This is a genomic window from Ruegeria sp., assembly GCF_965199275.1.
Taxonomy (GTDB): Bacteria; Pseudomonadota; Alphaproteobacteria; order Rhodobacterales; family Rhodobacteraceae; genus Ruegeria.
In genome coordinates this window covers 34,526-52,465 of sequence record NZ_CBDAQX010000018.1, presented here as the reverse complement: position 1 = coordinate 52,465, position 17,940 = coordinate 34,526, and the positions used below count along the sequence as shown (strand labels likewise).

The following is a 17,940-nucleotide window of genomic DNA, read 5'->3' as shown; positions in this document are numbered from 1 at the left end:
GGAAGATGTTGACTACCGGACGCGGCGCGGCCTCGACAAGGGTCTGTTCCAGCAATTACTGACCGGGAAATGGATTGCCGACAAGCGCAACTTGATCATCACAGGGCCTTGCGGCGTCGGCAAAACCTGGTTGGGGTGCGCTTTGGCCCAGGCCGCCTGCCGCTCCGGAACCACCGTTCTCTACAAGCGCCTGCACCGTCTCTTCGAAGAGCTGGAACTCGGTCATGGCGATGGGCGGTTTCCACGCCTGTTCCGTCGCCTCACAAAGACCCAGCTGCTGATCCTCGACGATTGGGGTCCGGAGCAACTCACCGCCACGCAACGGCGCGATCTGATGGAGATCGTCGAGGATCGATACGGCACCGCTTCTACAATGATCACCAGTCAACTGCCCCTGAAATCATGGCACGATGTGATCGGAGATCCGACCTTTGCTGACGCCATACTCGACCGCATCGTTCACAACGCATACCGGCTCGAACTGGACGGAGATTCCATGCGAAAAACCATGCAAGAAAATACAACCAAAACGAGTAGTGACAATGACCAGCAGTAACCCCTAAAGTAAGAAAGTAGCCACGCTTCTAAGTCGCAGGCCAAAGGTGGCCGGATCGACCAGAATGGGTGGCCGGATCGACCAGAATACGCAGCCGTTCAAAATTCGCGGTCCAGCCGCAACTTAAACCCACAGGCGGTCAGCTTTGACGAGCGCGTTTGCGGTGCTCTCCCAGATCAGCCCGCAGAGGGCAGGTAACGCATCGCCGCAAACAGGATGCCGTTCAAAATCGCAATCCCCCCAAGCAACCGCCACGTCAGATCGTATTTCGCAGCAGAAATCTCCGCCTGAAGATCAGACTTCACCGTCTGAAGTTCGGGTTTAGTCGCCATCTCATCCCTCAGCGCTTTAATATTGGCATCAATCTTCTTGTCCAGCGCACTGATCTCACTGCGGATACTGGAAATGTCATCCTTGGTGGCAACATTGCCAACCAGATGCTCATGCAGCAGGATAGCCGTGCCTTCCGCCTGCTTCGGTGGAAACCCAAATTCTTTCTCAAGCCGCTGCGCAGCGCTCAATGTGTCAAATGCTGTCTGTGCCATTTAATTATCCTTTCTCTCAACATGCGATCACAAATCAATCACACCCTACCCTCAAGGTTGTTGGCGTACGTGATTGGCAAATTTCGGCCGAATGACTTGTGACACGACCATTCCGGTTATCTTGTTCGCCCGGTCTTGCTTTGCGTATAGTCGCGCTGTTCAGCAGATTTACAGAGAATGACTTCGACCGCGCGAGAACTGTGATTGGTATGATGCAAACGTTCCCCGACGCCGAATGCGATGAAGGTGAGCCTTTGAGATTTTTGAATTTCACGCTCAATCTCTGTCGGGTCGCCATGGGTTCTCCCGCTCAACGCCAGCAAAATCCGCCGCTTCACCAATTCTGCGCGGTTTTCGGAAATTCGGATATTTGCTTCGGGCATACCAGTATAACTGGCGCCGCCTCTGAGAAAGATCAGTCCCACCTTTGAATTCTTTGTATAGTCACCTTCACGGAGTTCTTGCAATTTTTTGACCAAGCTATCTATGTCAGAAGGATTTTTCGGGGCATTCGATACCCCTTCCCTGAAATCAACAAATCCGAGACGCTGCGTCTGGTTGCTGGCACAACCGGTGAGATGGCCCTTCCCGTTGCTACGTGCAATGTCGTTGATGATACCGGGCGTCCGTGTTGGCACACCATCCTGTATCACACCATAGACACCCTTCCATGGAACGAAGCGATCCACGGGTGGAACGGACCGGTGATTCGCAAGGGCTCGGAGGAAATCGTTTCTTAGGTTATGAAACCTGAGAGATACGCCGAGAAATGTGGCTGACAACCAGTCCTGGCCTTCTCTCAGCTGGCTCGTATCCCGCGCCAAACCTTCCTGGACTTTTACCAACTGCTCCAGAACCATAGCAAGATCAAGCTGCGATGGATTCCTGTATTGACGTGCAGTCGCTATCATTTGCAGCTTGGCTTGGTTGCGTGAAATATTAGAAGACAAGCGCAAAAGCCTATCCTCGAGGTCCCTGACATCTGCGGTTGTGATTTCAGGCTGCGTTACGTGATGCGGAAAATTCAGCGCCACATCCAGACGGTTACCATTTCCGACGGAGACCGTAGTCGGCGTATCCTGCTTCTCGCCGCTCGATATTAACTCGGCCGCAGACGCGCGAGAAAACTCGATGATGGCGCTGCGCCTGACCAGAACCCTCTCTTCTGGCTTTTCCACCCGAGCGATGAAAGCCCAATCGCCAAAATCACCTATGTAAATTAGCTTTTCCGTACGGAACCCGTGCTCGCCGCTCTTTTCTGACGAGACATCCAAAAGCGTTGCTTTTGCTGTTGGCTGACGCGCGAAGGTCATCATTCCAGGCTCGGGTTTAGAAGTAACCATCTCAAGCAAGACTGGGCCACCAAAAAGCTTTAAAAAATTATTGTAGAGGAAATTCGTCAGGGGGTAAAATTCCCGTTCCTCAATCGCTTGGTTCGCGCCATGTGCAAGCCCAGCCGTCAGAGATATTTCAGGTGCATCTGGGGCGTTGCATTCCAAGATCGTCTGATCGGCTACTCCATGAATCTCGGGCTCATCGTGCCGCGTTTCATTAGCATTTTTAGCAATATTTCTGATTAGGTTGTCGCGGTCATATGCGGCCTCTGCTGCAAAGATAAGAGCAGTCGAACACAGAGTTATCAGCAAAATGGACTGTCCAAAGCCGGTATAGGGGTACGACCGGTCGCTGCAGATAACTCCGTTCCAGAACCAAACCCAGAAACACTTGATCAATTTCCAAACGGATTTAACGTTTTTTCTGGCGACATCACGTTTTTCCTCGAAATTGACGCGGGAATTATTTTGTTTGCAATCCAAACCCGTTCGAAACTTCTCGAATGCGCGTTTGAACCAACTCTCTTGCCCAACTTGTTCTATTGCCCTGATGTCGTTTAGTTTGCCCGCTCTGAAACACCTCGCAAGAAACTTAAAAAAACAACTGTTCACGAAGGCAATAGAAGTCAACCCCCATGAAACCGCAGCAACCATCCCAAGGTAAATTGCTGACACCGCCGAGGCCGATAAAAGGAGCAATAACACCGCGAACGCAAAAACCAATAGGCCAAGCCCAGCATTCTGAATCGCGGCGGCGGTCATGTCGTACCCCCCGATCGTCAGGCTGCTGGGCACACAAAGTATCAGTGACTGAATACGTTCTATGCAGAATAATGATACCGTGAAAATGGCCGTTAACACCGCCGCAGGCTTAAGATAAAAGGGGGTGTCTTCCTTCTTTCCTTTGCCTACTTTGTCGTCCGCGCACTTCAGCGCATCCAGTATCATCTGCTGGGTCTTGGTACGGTCTCCCTTGAACCTCAGGTGGTGTCCAGTTTGATGCAACAAGAGATGCTCAGAGCACAGAACGCCAGCACCATTGGCAGCCGTTGTGTTCTCACAGACCACGTTGTCACGCATCGCAATGCAAGTCAGCCAGGTTTCTTGCGTTTTTGTTCCGCTCAAGTGCCCATCTCCTTTTCGCGCCTTTGCCCGCAGTGAACCGCCCCGGGTTTAACGGACATCATCGCGCCTCACGACAGCCTTCCGCCCCTTCGGCCATCGAACTTGCCCATGCATGTCGCATGGCGGGTCTTGGCTGGGTATAGAGCGTTCCTGCCAGCACTTCGGCGACCTTGTTGGGGGGCGCGTCGAGGACGTCCTGGTAGGTTGCCCTGCGTCGGGGTGTCTGGATGCTGCGGTCCTGTGCGGTCATTGCATTCATCTCCTGTTGCCCGGCATCATAGAGGTCTGCTTGGTTCCTGTCACTTGCGTTTGCGGCCCTGCGCGCTGTTCCGGGCCTTTGCCAACCGTCCTTGTTCGGCGATCTGTCGGCGCCAGGCCTCCCCCGGCTTGCGCTCGGTGCCGTCGTCCACGAGCACAAGTTTCATGCTGTTCTTGCGCCCGGGCTTCCAGATGTATGTTCGCTCGAACGCACTTGCCCCGGTGGGGATACGGGTGACCCGGCCTTTGGCGACGGCCTCGTCGATGAGGCGGCGTTCTTCTGCTGTGATGACCGAGTGCTGCCGCTGTCGCCCAGGCTCATTCCTCTCATCCATCTCGACCCTCTCCGCCGTCATTCTGCCATCCTCTGCTGTCACCCTGTGGTGTTCTGTCTGTCCGACAGTATTTCAGCGCTGCTGTGTGTTTTCCTCACCGGCTTGCCGCCTGCGCAGCCGTAAAATGCGATTAGAGCTTCAAGCCTTAAACTTGAGACACGAATACCCTGCCACGCTTCGCGCTCTCGGGACATTCGTGTCGCATGTGCTTCAGAGATAAGGCTTGAAGCTGTAACGGATGTCGGGACAAGTCCGGTGCGGTGACTGATCTCCTTGACGCTCATGCCCGCTGCGGCCCAGGCCTCTATGTTCGCATCCCTCTTGGCACGTGCCGCATTTTCCACCGGGTCTCCATATATTGCCGGTCGATCAGAGCTTGCGCGGGACAGACCCCAGGTTTTCTTGGCGCGGCTGTTTTCGATCTCGGCCAATGCTTTCCATCGCGCCAGCACTGTGGTTGCCGCCTCTTGTCCCGAAGGTTTCATCTTCTGTCCCCTGACATCCGAGCCGTCCTGAGCCTCTGGTCGTTTATGATCAAACTCCGCCTGGGCCTGTCCGCGACCCGTTTCACGCATCATCGCGCCCCATGATAGCCTTTCCACCCCTTCGGACCCTGTGAGCGCCCGCCCTGCGCCCCTTTCCCCGTCCCCCACATCAAGCCACCCCCTTTCCCCGCCACATCGCGCCGCTCCATCCGCCCGCACACCTCATCGCCCCCCGCACCCCGTCCCACAAGTCCTCTCACTGCAGTGCTCTGCCTTCGGGCTGCGCCTTTGGCTGTTTGCCTTGTCTGTCGCGTTCCCAGATACCGAGGATAGCGCGTGTGAGGTTGAGCTCACCTGTTATGGCGCGCCGTGTACATGCGCGCAGTGTACCGCCCGGGTTTATGACGGGTGTGACGGGATGGAACCTGTTTCTGTCGATGACGAGCAGGGCGATGAAGGCGATTTCGTCACCCATGACATCTGTGGCCTCGAGCCATGCGGATATATTGATGCCGAGGTCGCGCAGCAGGTAGGGCAGGCAGTCGCGCCAGTCTTCCAGGACCTCAAGATACATGGCTGCGTCTTCGGATGCGAGATCTTTGAGTGTATTCTGGTTGAGTTTTTGCAGGATTTCGGGGTTGATCCACAGGCTGGCCTTGCGATCATTTTTTCTAAAGCAATCATTGCGCCCGTCAGGGTGCAATGCCAAGCTAACCCTGTCGCCAGCGTATGCTGGCGTCATCATTTTCGACTGCAGGTCGTTACAGGACTCAAAAGGTTTGGGTTCAGGTTGTATATGGGGCCGGACATGGGAGACCGCCGCACCGGACATATTTGTGCCATAATGCCTGTTATCCACAGAGGTTACGGGCTGGTCTGTATCCGTGCTTGCATGGGTGTTTCCATGTGTGTTTTCGGGGGCGATTGCGGCTTCGTCCTGACGGGCGTCACGCTCTGCGTCCTGCCGAGAAGAACAAAGGTCTGCGGATTTGCTTGCCGGGGATACCCCTTCGGGCGCCAGCACGTGATCCGGTGATGCGGCACCCTCTGCTTCGGGCGTTGGGTCAGACTCAAGCTCAGGCGCTGGTTCCGGGGGGCAGGGGGCCTGCGCCCGGGGTTCAGTCTGCGGTTCGGACTGCAGTTCGGGCCGGGGGCCTGCCTGCGCTTCAGAGTGGTCTTCTGTCCGGTCTTCTGCCTGGATGTCAGTCTGTGGCCCTGTCTGTGGCCCTGTCTGCTCTTCGGGGGCGAGCGGTGTCAGGGCGTCGCGAATGTGGTCCTCAAGCGCGATCACCTGTGCGTGAAGCAGATCCAATGCCTCCGCGTCCAGAGCGCGCAGCCGGGTCCGGGCACTGAACACGCGCAACCCCTCGTAAGCCTCTTCCGCCCAGGCCCGGGTTTCCGCATCCGCAATGCCCCTGATCAGCAAACGGACCCGCTGCTTGCCTGTGCGCACATAACCCACCACCTGCCGGCGCTGCGCTTCCTCCTCCTCGGCCTGCGCCACAAGAAAGGTGAAGGCCTGGTAATTGGCAATCGTCGGCTCCAGCGACAGGCCAAAGCGCACGCCCTCTGCGGAGCCCTGGCCCGCCCGGTAGCCGCGATAGCCATTCTCCGCCGTGGTCCGCGCAATCAGGCCAAAGCGCACCAGCCGCTCTTCGATGCGCCGAAACTGCCGCTCGCTCAATCCCAGCGCCCGCGCCATGTCACATTGCCGCCGCCAGTTCACCGGCGCATGGGTGCCGCTGTGCCAGGCCACCCGTTCGGTGCGGTCGGCAATCTCGCGATAGGCCTGCACATCCGTCGCATTGCCCCCCATCAGGATCAGAACCGCAACAGCAATATTGATCGCCGTGGCCTTGGTCACATCCCCCGGCAAGACAAAATGTTCCTCCGCCCCCGGTATAAACGCCTGGATCTGATGCGCACGCGCGGGATCATAAACCCCCGGTGCGCTGTCGCATGTAAAATCTCGCATCTCTGCTCTCCATATGTTCAGAGCGCAGGTCATCGCCGCATATACCCAATCAGCCCGGGTGAGGCGCGTCGCAGATCCGACCGCACACCCGATCCAGGGGACAGATACAGCTCTCCCGATCCCGAAAATGCATTTTCGGGTTGCCTCTTGCGTCGCTTCGGGCTAATCAGAAGGTGATTTTATAGAGCTTCTGACTAGTCGCCATAAGCAACTCAATCGCGCGGGGAGACCTGCGCGTTTTGCTTTTTTGGCCTCAACTCTTTTTTGGCCTTACATCATCGCGTTCCGGATCCCGTCTCCTCCTGTGCTGGTGGGCCTCTGATCGCAACCGGCCGGTATATCGGCACCGTCGCAATATCTGGCGCGCAGCCTCGCGTACTGTCTGGCGCAATATCTGTACCGCCCGAATCGTGCGGACGCTCCATATAGTATAGAGCCGCAGCCCTCCGGCGCGCATTTACAATCTGCGCCAATAGGGGTAGGCTTGAGCGCGTCACACATGATCTGCGAGACCGCTGTAATGATTCGTCTGGACATATTTGCCAAGAAATCCCCCCCCCTCAGGGTTTGAGACGAAAGTCAAGCGATTTCTCCCGGTTTTTCCGTAAAAATCTTCACGACCTCTCACGTCAGAATCACTCACGTCAGAATCACTCGCGTCAGGATGTCTCGCGAATCGGTGTCCCGGAATGCCCCGGTCCGCTCCCGAATCACGTAACACCGTCACCGCGCCCGGCACTGACGCGCGTATATAGCGGCTGTTGCGTGCAAATCCCTGCATATCTGAGCCTGCTCAAGTCTTGTCCCGTTCTTTTTGTCCTACTCCAAAACCACGCGCGGCGTCTACTGCTATGCGCCGCGGGCGCAATTGCCGCTATATCTATGCTCGCCCCACAAGAGGGCCGGGCGCAAGACATCATCCGCTGCCCGGACTGGCAGTCGCTGGTCAGACCGGTCGCGCTGCGCGCCAGCACCGAGCGGGTCGCGCCCGGCGCGTTTGAGGCAAAGCTCACGCGCCCGGGCCGGACTGCCGCCCCGTCGCCAGATCTCGCAGATCAGCGGGACGGGGCAGGCCGCAGGCGGGCGGTCCCATTACCGTCCGCCTGCACCCATACCATCCGCGCCGGCGACACGCTGGGCCGGATCGCGGCGCGCAGCCTGGGCAGCTCACGTCGCTGGCCCGAGATCGCCCGCGCCAATCCCGGGCTCGATCCCAAGCGCCTGCGCATCGGGGCCCCCATCCGATTGCCCTGTGAGGCCGGGGCCGGGCAGGGGGCATCAGTGGGACAGGAGAAGTCCAGCGCAATACCCGCCAGCACGCCCGGCGCACCGCTCAGCGGCACCGGGTTCCTGGCCGCCCTTTTTGGCACCAAAGCGCCCGCGCCCTCCACCGCAGCGACACAGACAGGCGCAGAGAAGCGCCCACAGACAGAACCGCCGACAGAACTACAGACAGGTCCGGGCAAGGCAGGGCGGGTCGCATCCCCGGCAGATGGGGCACAGGTGTCAAAGCCTGCAAAAGGGACTAAAGCTGCAAAACCCGCCAAAGACGCCACACCGCCGCCCGCGCCGCTGCCCATCTGGAGCGCGCGGGCTGGCGAGGATTTCGAGGCGGTGCTCAGGCGCTGGGGCAGGGCGGCGGGATACCGGGTGGTTGTCAGCACCAGTGATGCCTGGATCCTGGCGGTGCCGGTCCGGCTGCAGGCCGAGTTTGAGGCCGCGTTGAACCAGCTCGTGCAGGGCCTGGGCTCTGACGGCACCGCACCCCCGGTGCGGATTTACTCCAACAGGACAATCCGGCTGGGAGGTCTGTGATGGGGCGGCGCAGATCATCCGGTCCGATCCGGCTGGGGCCGCTCCTTCTGCTTGCGCTTTGCGCCTGCGATGTCAGCGAGCAGGCCGGGCGCGATATCGAGGATGGAACACGGCTGACCCGTGAACAGCTTGATGCACAGCGCGCGGCACAGCGTGGGGAAGTCCTGCGCGTTGACCGCCCCTATTACGGCGGCGCGCTCAAAGTCACGCGCGGCTCGAGACAGGGTGATCCGCTGCCCCGACAGCTCGAGGCCGCGCGCGGCGTGAGCCTCAGGCTTCCCGGGCAGGCTGACATCCGCACCATTGCCGCCGCGATCACATCGGCCAGCGGCCTGCCGGTCAATATCCGCACGCGCTACATCCTCACGGGTGGCGATGTGGTCGAAGTGCCCATCGGCACGAGAATGCGCGCCGCCTATACCGGCCCGCTTTCGGGGTTTCTGGACCGGCTGTCGACGCGCATGGATGTGGCCTGGTCCTATGACGGCAAGGGGATTGCCATCGATCGCATGGTGACACGCGATTACAGGGTATCGCTGCCGGTGGGCAGGACCACCGTGACCGACACAGCCGAGGCAGACCGCGGCCCGGTGATCGCCACCGAACGGGGTCTTGCACACTGGGATGAGCTTGAAGCCCGGCTTCAGCCTCTTGCGCCGCCGCCTGCACGCATCACGCTCGCGCCCGGCTCTGGTCGCGTGAGCGTGTTCGGCCCCCCATCCGTTCAGGCCGCCGCGCGCAAGGTCATTGAAGATACGCAAGCCACCGCCTCCGCCCGGATCGGATTGGAAGTTGGTGTCTATTTCGTGGACAGCGAGGCGGCGGAAGACTTTGGACTGACCACCTCGGGATTCCGGATCGGACATAATATTGCCCGCTCCGGCAGTTCCATCGTGATCGGGAGCGAAGCCACCGGCAGGGGCGGTCTGCGTCTGACAGGCCCGAATGGCTCTTCGATCGATCTGGCCGCTTTGGCGCGTGACCGGTCCGTGGTGGATTATCGGCTGGCTTCAAGTATTGCCCAGTCCGGGGTCATCACCCCGCTCGGCCTGACCCGGGAACGCAGCTATATCAGAAACAGGACCATCGAGCGCGATGGCCGGGGCACCGGGGGCACCTCTTCGCAGGGCGACGATCCCGGGCGCGTGAGCTACGAGATCGGGGAACTGGAAACGGGTCTCGGCATCACCGCGCTGCCCAGATTGATCGACAGCCGCCAGATCCACCTCTCACTGAGTGTCATCCAGCGCGCCTTTCTCGGGTTCGACCAGGATGTTGAAACCCGCACAGGCGGCATTCAGGCGCCTTCCGTGGAAACCCGTGAGATCAGAAACACCTCCGTGCTCGCCCCCGGCGAAACCCTCGTGCTTTCGGGGTATGAACAGGATGTTTCGTCAACGGGCGCCTCCGGCATCGGTCTCTTCAAGGCCATCGGCCTGGGCGGCAAGCGCGAGGCCCGCACCCGCAAGGTCCGCATGGTCATCCTCGTGCGCCCCAGCCTGATCCCGCAGGCCAGGGGGCGCTCATGACCGGGGTTCTGTCCGATCACCGCGCCTGCCCGGCCCCCGCGCAAGATACGGACGGTCCGGGGCGTGCTTCGGGGACATGCGTTCAGATGGCCTTGCCTGGCCCGGCCCTGCCGCAGCCGGTCTCGATGACATCACGGGGCGGCATCCGTCTTGTGGCGGGCCTCACATGGCAGGTGGTAACGGGGCCGGAGCTGCCCTGCCTCAAGACCGATGCACCGCTTGTGCTGCGTTTGAACGGTCTGCGCGCGCAGATCGACAGATCGGGCGGTGATAGCGCATCGACGTCGCTGCTGCTGGCCCTGGCGGCGGGGCTTGTTCATGACCTGCCCGAGGCGGCGGGCACCTGGATCTTTCTGGCCGGCCTGCCGCGCGCGGAGGGCGCCCCCGAAACCCTGCTGGCGATGGCCGATCTCTCGCGGCGAAGCGCGGAGCATGAAGAGGGCGCCATCACAGAGCGCGTGAGCCCGCGCGCAGGCCCCGAGGCCCTCTTCGACGATCCCGGCGATCTCCTCGCCGCGATCCGGAACCACCTCGGCACGACCGAGATCGGAGGGATCGCCCTCTGCCGGGCCGCCGGATCAGATGCAGCCTGGCGCCGGTTGAGCGAGGGGCTTGCAGCTGCTGCGCCGGATATAGCATGTCATGATGTGAGCCCGCGCGCGGAGGGCGTGCCGGTCTTCTCCAGCCCGCCCCGTATTCCGTCCAAAGCGCTTGGTTTGGCCGGTCTTGGGGGGACGGCGCTCTGCGCCGGGATCTTCATTCTCGTCCCCTTTGTCCAGTCGATCTTTGCGCCGCCGCCTCCGCCGCCGGTCCCGATGGCCGATATGCGGATCGAAGCGGGGGCTTTTGCCCGGATATGTCAGGCCGCGCTGGCGGGGTGGTGGCCCCGCAGTGTGGGCTGGGAGCTCGGCAACAGCGGCTGTGCGCTGACCTCCCATCTGCCCGCCACGCTGGGGCTGCCGGACCCGGGCCGGTCTGATCGATTGTTTGAACCCATGCTGGTCTGGGCGCAGTTCACCCCCGCTGTTGATCGCAACCCGGTTCTCGCCCGCGCGGCCGCGGCGCAGGTTCTCAGGGCCTGGCCCGGTGAGGCGCAGCTGGAGGGAGGGCGCCTGATCCTCTGGCGGGTTGAGCCTTTGCCCGTGACGGAGGCCGGGGCCGCGGGTGTTCCGGCCCCTGCGCCCGATCAGGCAGCCCGACAGCTCGCGGACGCCTTTGCCGAAGCCCCCGGTGCCGTAAAGACCGGTGAGACCGGGGTCTCGGTGACACCCCCTTCCGGCACGGCAACGGGTGATCTGTTTGCCCGCTCAGCCGGTGTGCCCCGCTTTGACCCGGTGCGCTTCATCCGCTCGGGCAAAGGTGAAGAAACACTGTACCTCGCGCCGGTTACCACGCGACAGGTGCCGGCCTCGCTCCTTGATCCCAACAGATCGGAGGACACGCCATGATCCTCCGTCTCTCATCTGTTCCGGCACCTGGCCTTACCGCCCTGTTCCTCAGCACGCTCGCCCTGGGGGCAAGCCTGTCGCCCATGGCGGCCTCTGCGCAAACCGCGCCACCAGGCGGGACACTGGGCGGGACACCGGGCGGGACACTGGGCATTGATTGCGACCAGCCGCGCCGGTCTGTCGAGGGCCGGCTGATCCTCGACAGGGATGGCGCGCACAGGGTTGCCTGCGAGGCGGATCGGGCAACCGCACTCAATTACGCGCGGGTCGTGCGCGAGACCCGCAATCGCCTGCGCCTGGCCCTTGATGCAGCCCCGCAACCGCTCTGGGACGATCTTGTGACCCACCTGCGCAATGACGGCGCGGGAACAGACAGGCAGGGGTCGGGGGACAGGGTCTCGGACTGGAGCTATACCGCCCGCGATATCGACGCGCTGCCGGCGGGCAGCGCCGCAAGGCGGGCTGCGGACTATTGGAAGGACGGTGTTCTGAACCGCAGCGCGGTCCCGAAGGACTGGCGCCCGATCGTGAAGACGCGCGCCTGTGGTGTGGAGATGGAGGGCGACAGGCCCGTGCCCGGCATCGGGGCTGCGGTTTTTGTCTGGCTCGATCGCGACAGGATCAGGGAGCGCTGGTCGTCGCAGATGGTCCAGCGCACTGTCCGGGCCTGGCTGGAACGCGGGCAAACCCGCGTCTCGATGATCGAAGAGATCCCCGACATCCTGACCGGGGCCCGCACGCTGAAAGATGCCAACGGACAGGAGCGGGGGCTCAGCGCCGATCTGCGCGCCTGTATCGACCAGGCCCCGGCAATCCCCGAGGGCGCACTGGTCATGCGGGCCTCGCTGACCTGGAAAAGCAAGCGCGGCGAAACCGTGCGGCCCTGCACTGATCCGCTCAGGGTTGGCGTGCAAAGGCTGGGATGGGAACGGCATAACGACGTCCATGTCGTGCCTCTGAGTGCAATCAGGGCAGATGGGTCCCCCCACCCGCAGCGCGGCAGGCCGCTTCTGGCACAGTTCGCCGACCCGCGGGACCGCCCGGTTCTGGTGGATGAGACCGTTTCCATAGATTATCCGATCGTCGAAGGTGAAGAGGATAATGAGGCCGACAATCAGGCTGAGGCAACATTCCTGGTGCGCAACAGCTGCCGCGTGCCGCGCGTGCGCGATGTGATCCGCGCCGAAGACTGTAAAGCGATTATCAACGGCACCGAGGTTGAGGGCAAGCATATCAGGGTCTTCCGGTTCCGGGAGGTTCAGGATGATCCCACCGATCCCACCCGCGTCTATCTCAGGCCGGTGATGCGCGATCCAGGGAATGCCGCAAACGGGCTCGGTGTGGTGGTTGCAGGCAATGGGCACCCGATGTGGGAAGAAAGCACGATTGGCTGCCCTGACGTGCCTGATACCGAACTGCCGGATATTCCCGATCCTGTTGTGGACACCGTCCCCGCAACGAGTTGCAAGCAGCACTGGGGAAAGAGCTACGAGGGCGCGCGCACCGGCTATGTCCAGACCATCACCTATCCCGCAGGCTGGTCTCTGGATGACGTTGTCATCCGCACGGTGCGGGATGATTGCTTCAACACGATCCCGGTTCAGAAGACGCAAACCACCCCCGCCGGCACCTGCCCCCGGGGTCAGATCGGGTCGATCACCAAAAGCCGCCGCCTGACCTGGTTCAACCGGGCCTGGGCGGTGCAGGACCGTGTCTATCCCCGCTTTGCCCGCCGCCTGCCGGACAGAGCCGGCCTCGAACATGCCATCGCACAGCTCCGCACCGATCAAACCGGGCTGGCCTGGTACGACCAGGTGCGCGCCGGAGGCTGGAGCACCTCCAACACCTGTCGGCCGCCACCCCCGAAGCCTTCTTCGGGAGGGGGCGACGGGGGTCGTGGTGAAAACATCGGCTCATGGGACAGTGATGGCGATGGGATCACGGATTCTGTCGGTCAATACGCTGGGGGCGGCGGGACCAGTCCCGACGGTGTGGGGTCAAGGGCCAATCCAGGCACGAGTTTCGGTGGCGGTTATTCAGGAGGCTGGAGGTGACATGCACCTGCTGCACTCCATATCCCAGTCGTTTTTCGAGACGAGATCACCCCGTTTTTTCGAACGTGAAAGGGGACTTTTTGTCACCAGCACAATCATCAGAGAGGACCCATGTGATGAGACAGCATATCCTTCAGGCCCTGGCAGCAGCGGTCTTGCTGGCCAGTGCGGCAACACCCGGCTTGACCCATTCGGATCGCGGCGAGAAACGCCCGCGAACCTACGACGAGGTCTTCATCCCATTCACAAAAGAGGACGCCGTCCGCGAACCTTTATTCCGTCACCCGCCCGGCAATGTGCGCGCCGAGCACATGTGGCCTTTATTGGCCGGCAAAGTCATGCTTGTGGATGCCGGCAGAAAATACAGCTCGGTCCCGGGCGTGGTCGATCACGCCTTGATGGTCGTCTTTATGGGCCCCCAAGGTCGAAATGTCTGGTGCGTATATGGGGATACATCCGACTATTATCATCGCGATCAAAAATGGGCACCGATCAGGTGGAAACACGGGGAAACGTATTTTCCGCAACTGCATCCCGCGATAGGGGAGGACAAGCGTCCGGGCCTCAGCCCGGTCTATAATGGCGAGACCGGCCAGATCGTGTTTTTTACCCATCGCCAACCGGGATGGTCCACACGGAGTGTCGGTCATCTGCAGGAGCGGCTGCCCGCGGCGGTCTGGACGCTCTGCCCGGAGTTTCCGAGCGCGGAAGAGCTGGGCGTCGGTGTCAACAAGAACCAGACCGCCGTGACCTATGACAAGCTGCTGGAACAGGATCCCGGGCGGCGGGTGTTGCGCCCCGATCTGATCACCCTCGATCCCACGGAACCGGCCAAATGAACGGGCAGGGGGCATATCACAAACCCGGACCGGTACAGTCGGTCGGCGCTGCCTCGGCGTCCCGCGTCAGTGGCGCTGGTCTCTTTTGTCAGCGTGTTGAAGCGGACAGCCGGTCAGAGAAGCCTGTCGAGCAGGGTCATGACCACGATCCCACCCACCATGATGCTGCCAAGAAGGATCTTCATGTCCTTGTTCTGAACGATCATCTCCTTGCGCAGCGCTTCAATCGATGCGTCGATCTTTACATCCAGCGTAGCAAAGGACGCGTCGATCTTTGCATCCAGCGTAGCAAAGGACGCATCGATTTTTGCATCCAGCGCCTTGCTGTCCTTTTGCAGCGCGGCCACCGAGGCGTCAATTTTTTCATCAACCCTTTGGATATCCTTCTGCAACAGCGCGATATCATCCTTGGTCGCAAGATTTTCGGTTATGCCCTCGGCGAAGGTTGCGGCAAGGGTTGCGGCCTGGTCTTCGGAAAATCCGGCGGCGCTGAGGCGTTGCGCCGCTTTGAGGGTATCGAAGGCAACAGACATGATCGGCTCCACAAGATTCGTGACAAAACGCGTCTGACATGTGTCATAAGCGCTTTGCCCGGGGTTTTCCAGCCAAAGCTTGCAGCATGTCGGGCGGCCACCCTCCTGATCGCCGCCGCTCTCGCGTCCCCCGCCCCGGCTCAAACAGCAGACGCGGAGGCCGGGCCAGGCGCGGGGACTACCCTCGCGCCTGTCACCACCCCCGTCACCACGCCGGCCCTCACCCCCGTCACCGCCCCCGCCCGGAGCTCCGGTTTTGATCTCGGCGATTGTCCGGATGATCTTCTGCGGCAGGCCTGGCTGGAAGAACAGCCCCTGCAAATGGCGGCGGTGGAAGCGGAAGTGCTGGCGCTGTGCACCGAACGCGCCGAGGCCATCGCCGGTTTCCTGCGCACCCGCGCCCTGCAGGACGCGGCCCTGGGACGCCTTCAGGGCTCCCGGACATCACCGCCTGTCGCGCCCCGCGCCCCTGCAACAGCCCCGACGTCTCCCGTCATTCGGGATCTGACGGTGAAGGTGAACGCCTTGACCGCGCGGATCGCCCGGCTGGAAGCGGCACCGGAGGGGGGCGCGCCGGAGGACGCGCTGCACCAGCTGCGCCTCGAACTTGCCACGGCCCAGGATGCGCTCGTCGCGGCCCGCGCGGCAGAAGAGGCCACAGGCGACGCATCAGGGCCCGCGCCACAAGACCTGCCGCACGTGTCGCCGCACATCCAGGGCAGCGCGGCGGCCACAGCCCGGCCGAACACGTTGGCAGACGCGATCGCGCAAGAGCTGGCGAATGAAGAAGACGCTGAGCCAAAGGCAACCTCAACCGACCAGCCGGAACGATCCAACGGGCCCGCGCGTGTCGCGACATCCGGGCACGCTCTTGCAGACGCGCGCCCGATAGAATGGCAGGTGGTCCATGCCGTGCGCAGGGGCGATGGACCCTGGAGCGTCCGGCTGCGCGGCGCGCGCGAGGTCGCGATCCCTGTTCCGGGAGCCACCCCGGAAGACCCGCCCACCCTCCGCTGGCAGACCGTCACAGAACCCCCCGTTACGCGCCGCGTGGGCGAGACCTTGCCCGACGGGTCCATCCTGCAGGCCGTGACCAGGGACGGTGTGCGCCTGCGCGCGCCCGCTGCAGCCGGGACCAGATCGGGGAGCAAAGACGCGCTTCTGCCTTTCGCCTCCGGGGAGGACACCGCGCCGGGCACGCTGGACTGGAAGGTGATCAGGATCGAGGGAGAGGGCCGGGATGCTGGATGATCAGGGCAAACCCCGCGCCGGCACAGCTGACCGCCCGCGCAGGCCGCGCCCCGGACGGCTCGGGGCATGGATCGGGGGATGGTTGGGGGCATGGTTGGGGACGCTGCGCCCGCAGATGGATGCGGCTCTTGAGCGGGCGGGGCTGTCCGGTCTCACGGGCCAGCGCCCGACACCCCCCTTGAGCAAGGGCGGGGCCTTTGACATCGGCTCGGAGCCGTTTCGCAAAGCCTGCGCCCTTCTCGAAGATGGCACGGTCTGCCTGGTGCGCGCCTGGAACACCGGCGAGGTGGCAGCGGAACTGGTCGCGTTGCGGGCGCGCTATGACCTTCCGGATGAGAGAGACCGCCGCGCGGTCACGGCGGCACAGATCAGCGCGTTTTATGGCGATGAGACGAAGGCGCTGGTCAGGCATACCCCCGGGGGCGGGCAGCTCAGGCTGAAGCGCGCGCTGCAGGAGGCGGCCGCGCTGGGGGCGTCGGACATCAAGCTGATCGAACGCAAGACCCATGGCCTGTTGCGGATCAAGGTGGGGTCGGGGGAATTCACCCATGGCTCGGAATGGCCGCTTGAGGATGTCGTGGCGGCCATCGACTGGGCCCATGGCAACCGGGACGGCGGCGGCGGGACACCGACAAAGCTTCTGGGTGTCCCGGACAGTTTCTCGCTGGGCCAGTCCGGGGAATTCACCGGGATGCCAAAGGGCATTGCCGCCCTTCGGGGCCAACTGGCCTGGCACGGAGACAACCGGCATTTCCTGAACCTGCGGCTGCTGCCAAAGGCGGACGCGGCACAGTTCGGCAATCTCGCAGGGCTCGGACTGGAGGCGGATATCCTGGAGGCGCTGGCGGCAGAACGCCGCTCGGAAAGCGGGCTGGTGATCCTCGGCGGCTCGACCGGGGACGGCAAATCCACCACCCTGGTCCGTCATCTCGAACGGCTTTATGCCGAACGCGATGGCAGGATCTCGCTCTACACGATCGAGGACCCGGTCGAATACCCCGCCCTGGGGGACGGTGTCATCCAGTTCCCCGTGGTGCCGGGCAAAACGCCCCAGGAGCGCATGGCGAATTTCTCCAGGATGCTGATGACCTTCGTGCGCACCAACCCCGATGTGGGCATGGTCAGCGAAATCCGCTCGGCGGCGGATGTCAACGAGGTGCTGCATTTCGTGACCTCGGGACATAAAATCTACACCACGGTCCATGCCAATTCGGCGATTGGCGTGCTGTTCCGCCTGATCGCGCTCGGGGTGCGCCCTTCGGAGCTTGCCGGGCCGGATGTGGTGAACATGGTGATGCGCCAGAAACTTGTGCCCGAGCTTTGCCCGCATTGCGCGGACGTGCTGAGCGGCCCGGCGCGGGCCCGGGTCGAGGACTGGCTGGGCGAGGAGGCGCTCTTTGTCGCACAAAAAAGGCCCGGACCCCTCACCCTGTTGCGCCGCAACCACAAGGGCTGTGCGCATTGCCTGGCCCCTTATGCCAACCTGTCCGGCGCGATTGCGCAAACCGCAAAAGCGGCCTGGGCGGGATATTGCGGCCGCCGCGCCACCGCAGAGCTGATCCGGCTGGACAATGACTATCGCAAACTCGTGAACGCGCAGGACCAGATTGGCGCGCTGGAATACTGGCAGATGCCGGTCGCAGAGGGCGGCATGGGCGGGCTGTCGCTGGCCACGCGGCTGCGCCGTCTCGTGGCGTCCGGCGTGACGGATTTCGAACATGTCACCAATGAAGCCCTTCCCGACCCTCTGCCCGCCATCACCGGACCGAAACGGGCCGCACGCCAGACAGGGGACGGATCATGACGGGACGCCTCACGCAGTGCTGGATATGCTTCGGGTGTCGGAATGACCGCGTGC

General features: G+C 62.2%; 15 protein-coding genes. 8 read left to right on the top strand and 7 right to left on the bottom strand.

The window, feature by feature from the left end:
* The coding region (istB, locus tag ACOERD_RS14565) for an IS21-like element helper ATPase IstB (RefSeq protein WP_419739507.1) at window positions 1-556 on the top strand (556 nt) is incomplete at its 5' end.
* A 176-nt stretch (window positions 557-732) separates the two neighbouring features.
* On the opposite strand, the gene ACOERD_RS14560 is transcribed toward istB, so the two are convergent.
* The 6 genes from ACOERD_RS14560 to repC form a co-directional block, all read right to left on the bottom strand.
* Window positions 733-1,101: a hypothetical protein gene (locus ACOERD_RS14560; RefSeq protein ID WP_419739506.1), complete on the bottom strand. Its 369-nt coding sequence runs from the start codon at window positions 1,099-1,101 to the stop codon at window positions 733-735.
* Window positions 1,102-1,217: 116 nt separating this feature from the next.
* Window positions 1,218-3,560, bottom strand: coding sequence for a hypothetical protein (locus tag ACOERD_RS14555; RefSeq protein WP_419739505.1), 2,343 nt, complete (start codon window positions 3,558-3,560; stop codon window positions 1,218-1,220).
* 58 nt (window positions 3,561-3,618) lie between these two features.
* Window positions 3,619-3,819, bottom strand: a complete 201-nt coding sequence (locus tag ACOERD_RS14550; protein ID WP_419739504.1) for a hypothetical protein — start codon at window positions 3,817-3,819, stop codon at window positions 3,619-3,621.
* Between the two features lie 40 nt (window positions 3,820-3,859).
* A complete protein-coding gene (locus ACOERD_RS14545) occupies window positions 3,860-4,174 on the bottom strand; it encodes a hypothetical protein (protein WP_419737867.1) in 315 nt (104 codons plus the stop codon).
* Window positions 4,175-4,191: 17 nt separating this feature from the next.
* Window positions 4,192-4,731, bottom strand: coding sequence for a hypothetical protein (locus ACOERD_RS14540; RefSeq protein ID WP_419739503.1), 540 nt, complete (start codon window positions 4,729-4,731; stop codon window positions 4,192-4,194).
* Window positions 4,732-4,894: 163 nt separating this feature from the next.
* The gene (gene repC, locus ACOERD_RS14535; protein ID WP_419739502.1) at window positions 4,895-6,613 is read right to left on the bottom strand and encodes a replication initiation protein RepC; all 1,719 of its coding nucleotides are present in this window, start codon (window positions 6,611-6,613) and stop codon (window positions 4,895-4,897) included.
* Between the two features lie 882 nt (window positions 6,614-7,495).
* On the opposite strand from repC, the gene ACOERD_RS14530 reads away from it, so the two are divergent.
* The 5 genes from ACOERD_RS14530 to ACOERD_RS14510 all read left to right on the top strand — a co-directional run bounded on the left by ACOERD_RS14530 (window position 7,496) and on the right by ACOERD_RS14510 (window position 14,298).
* On the top strand, window positions 7,496-8,428 hold the full coding sequence (locus ACOERD_RS14530) for a TcpQ domain-containing protein (RefSeq protein ID WP_419737622.1): 933 nt from the start codon (window positions 7,496-7,498) through the stop codon (window positions 8,426-8,428).
* On the top strand, window positions 8,428-9,957 hold the full coding sequence (locus ACOERD_RS14525; protein WP_419739501.1) for a secretion protein: 1,530 nt from the start codon (window positions 8,428-8,430) through the stop codon (window positions 9,955-9,957). Before ACOERD_RS14530 ends, ACOERD_RS14525 begins: the two co-directional genes overlap by 1 nt.
* The gene (locus tag ACOERD_RS14520; RefSeq protein ID WP_419739500.1) at window positions 9,954-11,405 is read left to right on the top strand and encodes a hypothetical protein; all 1,452 of its coding nucleotides are present in this window, start codon (window positions 9,954-9,956) and stop codon (window positions 11,403-11,405) included. Before ACOERD_RS14525 ends, ACOERD_RS14520 begins: the two co-directional genes overlap by 4 nt.
* Window positions 11,402-13,459: a hypothetical protein gene (locus ACOERD_RS14515; protein ID WP_419739499.1), complete on the top strand. Its 2,058-nt coding sequence runs from the start codon at window positions 11,402-11,404 to the stop codon at window positions 13,457-13,459. Before ACOERD_RS14520 ends, ACOERD_RS14515 begins: the two co-directional genes overlap by 4 nt.
* Before the next feature lie 116 nt (window positions 13,460-13,575).
* Window positions 13,576-14,298, top strand: coding sequence for a hypothetical protein (locus tag ACOERD_RS14510; RefSeq protein WP_419739498.1), 723 nt, complete (start codon window positions 13,576-13,578; stop codon window positions 14,296-14,298).
* A gap of 113 nt (window positions 14,299-14,411) precedes the next feature.
* Here the strand turns inward: ACOERD_RS14510 and ACOERD_RS14505 are convergent, their stop codons facing one another.
* A complete protein-coding gene (locus tag ACOERD_RS14505) occupies window positions 14,412-14,831 on the bottom strand; it encodes a hypothetical protein (RefSeq protein ID WP_419739497.1) in 420 nt (139 codons plus the stop codon).
* A gap of 321 nt (window positions 14,832-15,152) precedes the next feature.
* Here ACOERD_RS14505 and ACOERD_RS14500 point away from each other — a divergent pair, with 321 nt between their 5' ends.
* Both ACOERD_RS14500 and ACOERD_RS14495 read left to right on the top strand, forming a co-directional pair.
* Window positions 15,153-16,082 (top strand): hypothetical protein, encoded by a 930-nt coding sequence (locus ACOERD_RS14500; protein WP_419739496.1) that lies wholly within the window; start codon window positions 15,153-15,155, stop codon window positions 16,080-16,082.
* Complete coding sequence (locus ACOERD_RS14495; RefSeq protein ID WP_419739495.1) at window positions 16,072-17,886, top strand: ATPase, T2SS/T4P/T4SS family; 1,815 nt, start codon at window positions 16,072-16,074, stop codon at window positions 17,884-17,886. Before ACOERD_RS14500 ends, ACOERD_RS14495 begins: the two co-directional genes overlap by 11 nt.
* The last annotated feature ends 54 nt before the right edge of the window (window positions 17,887-17,940 follow it).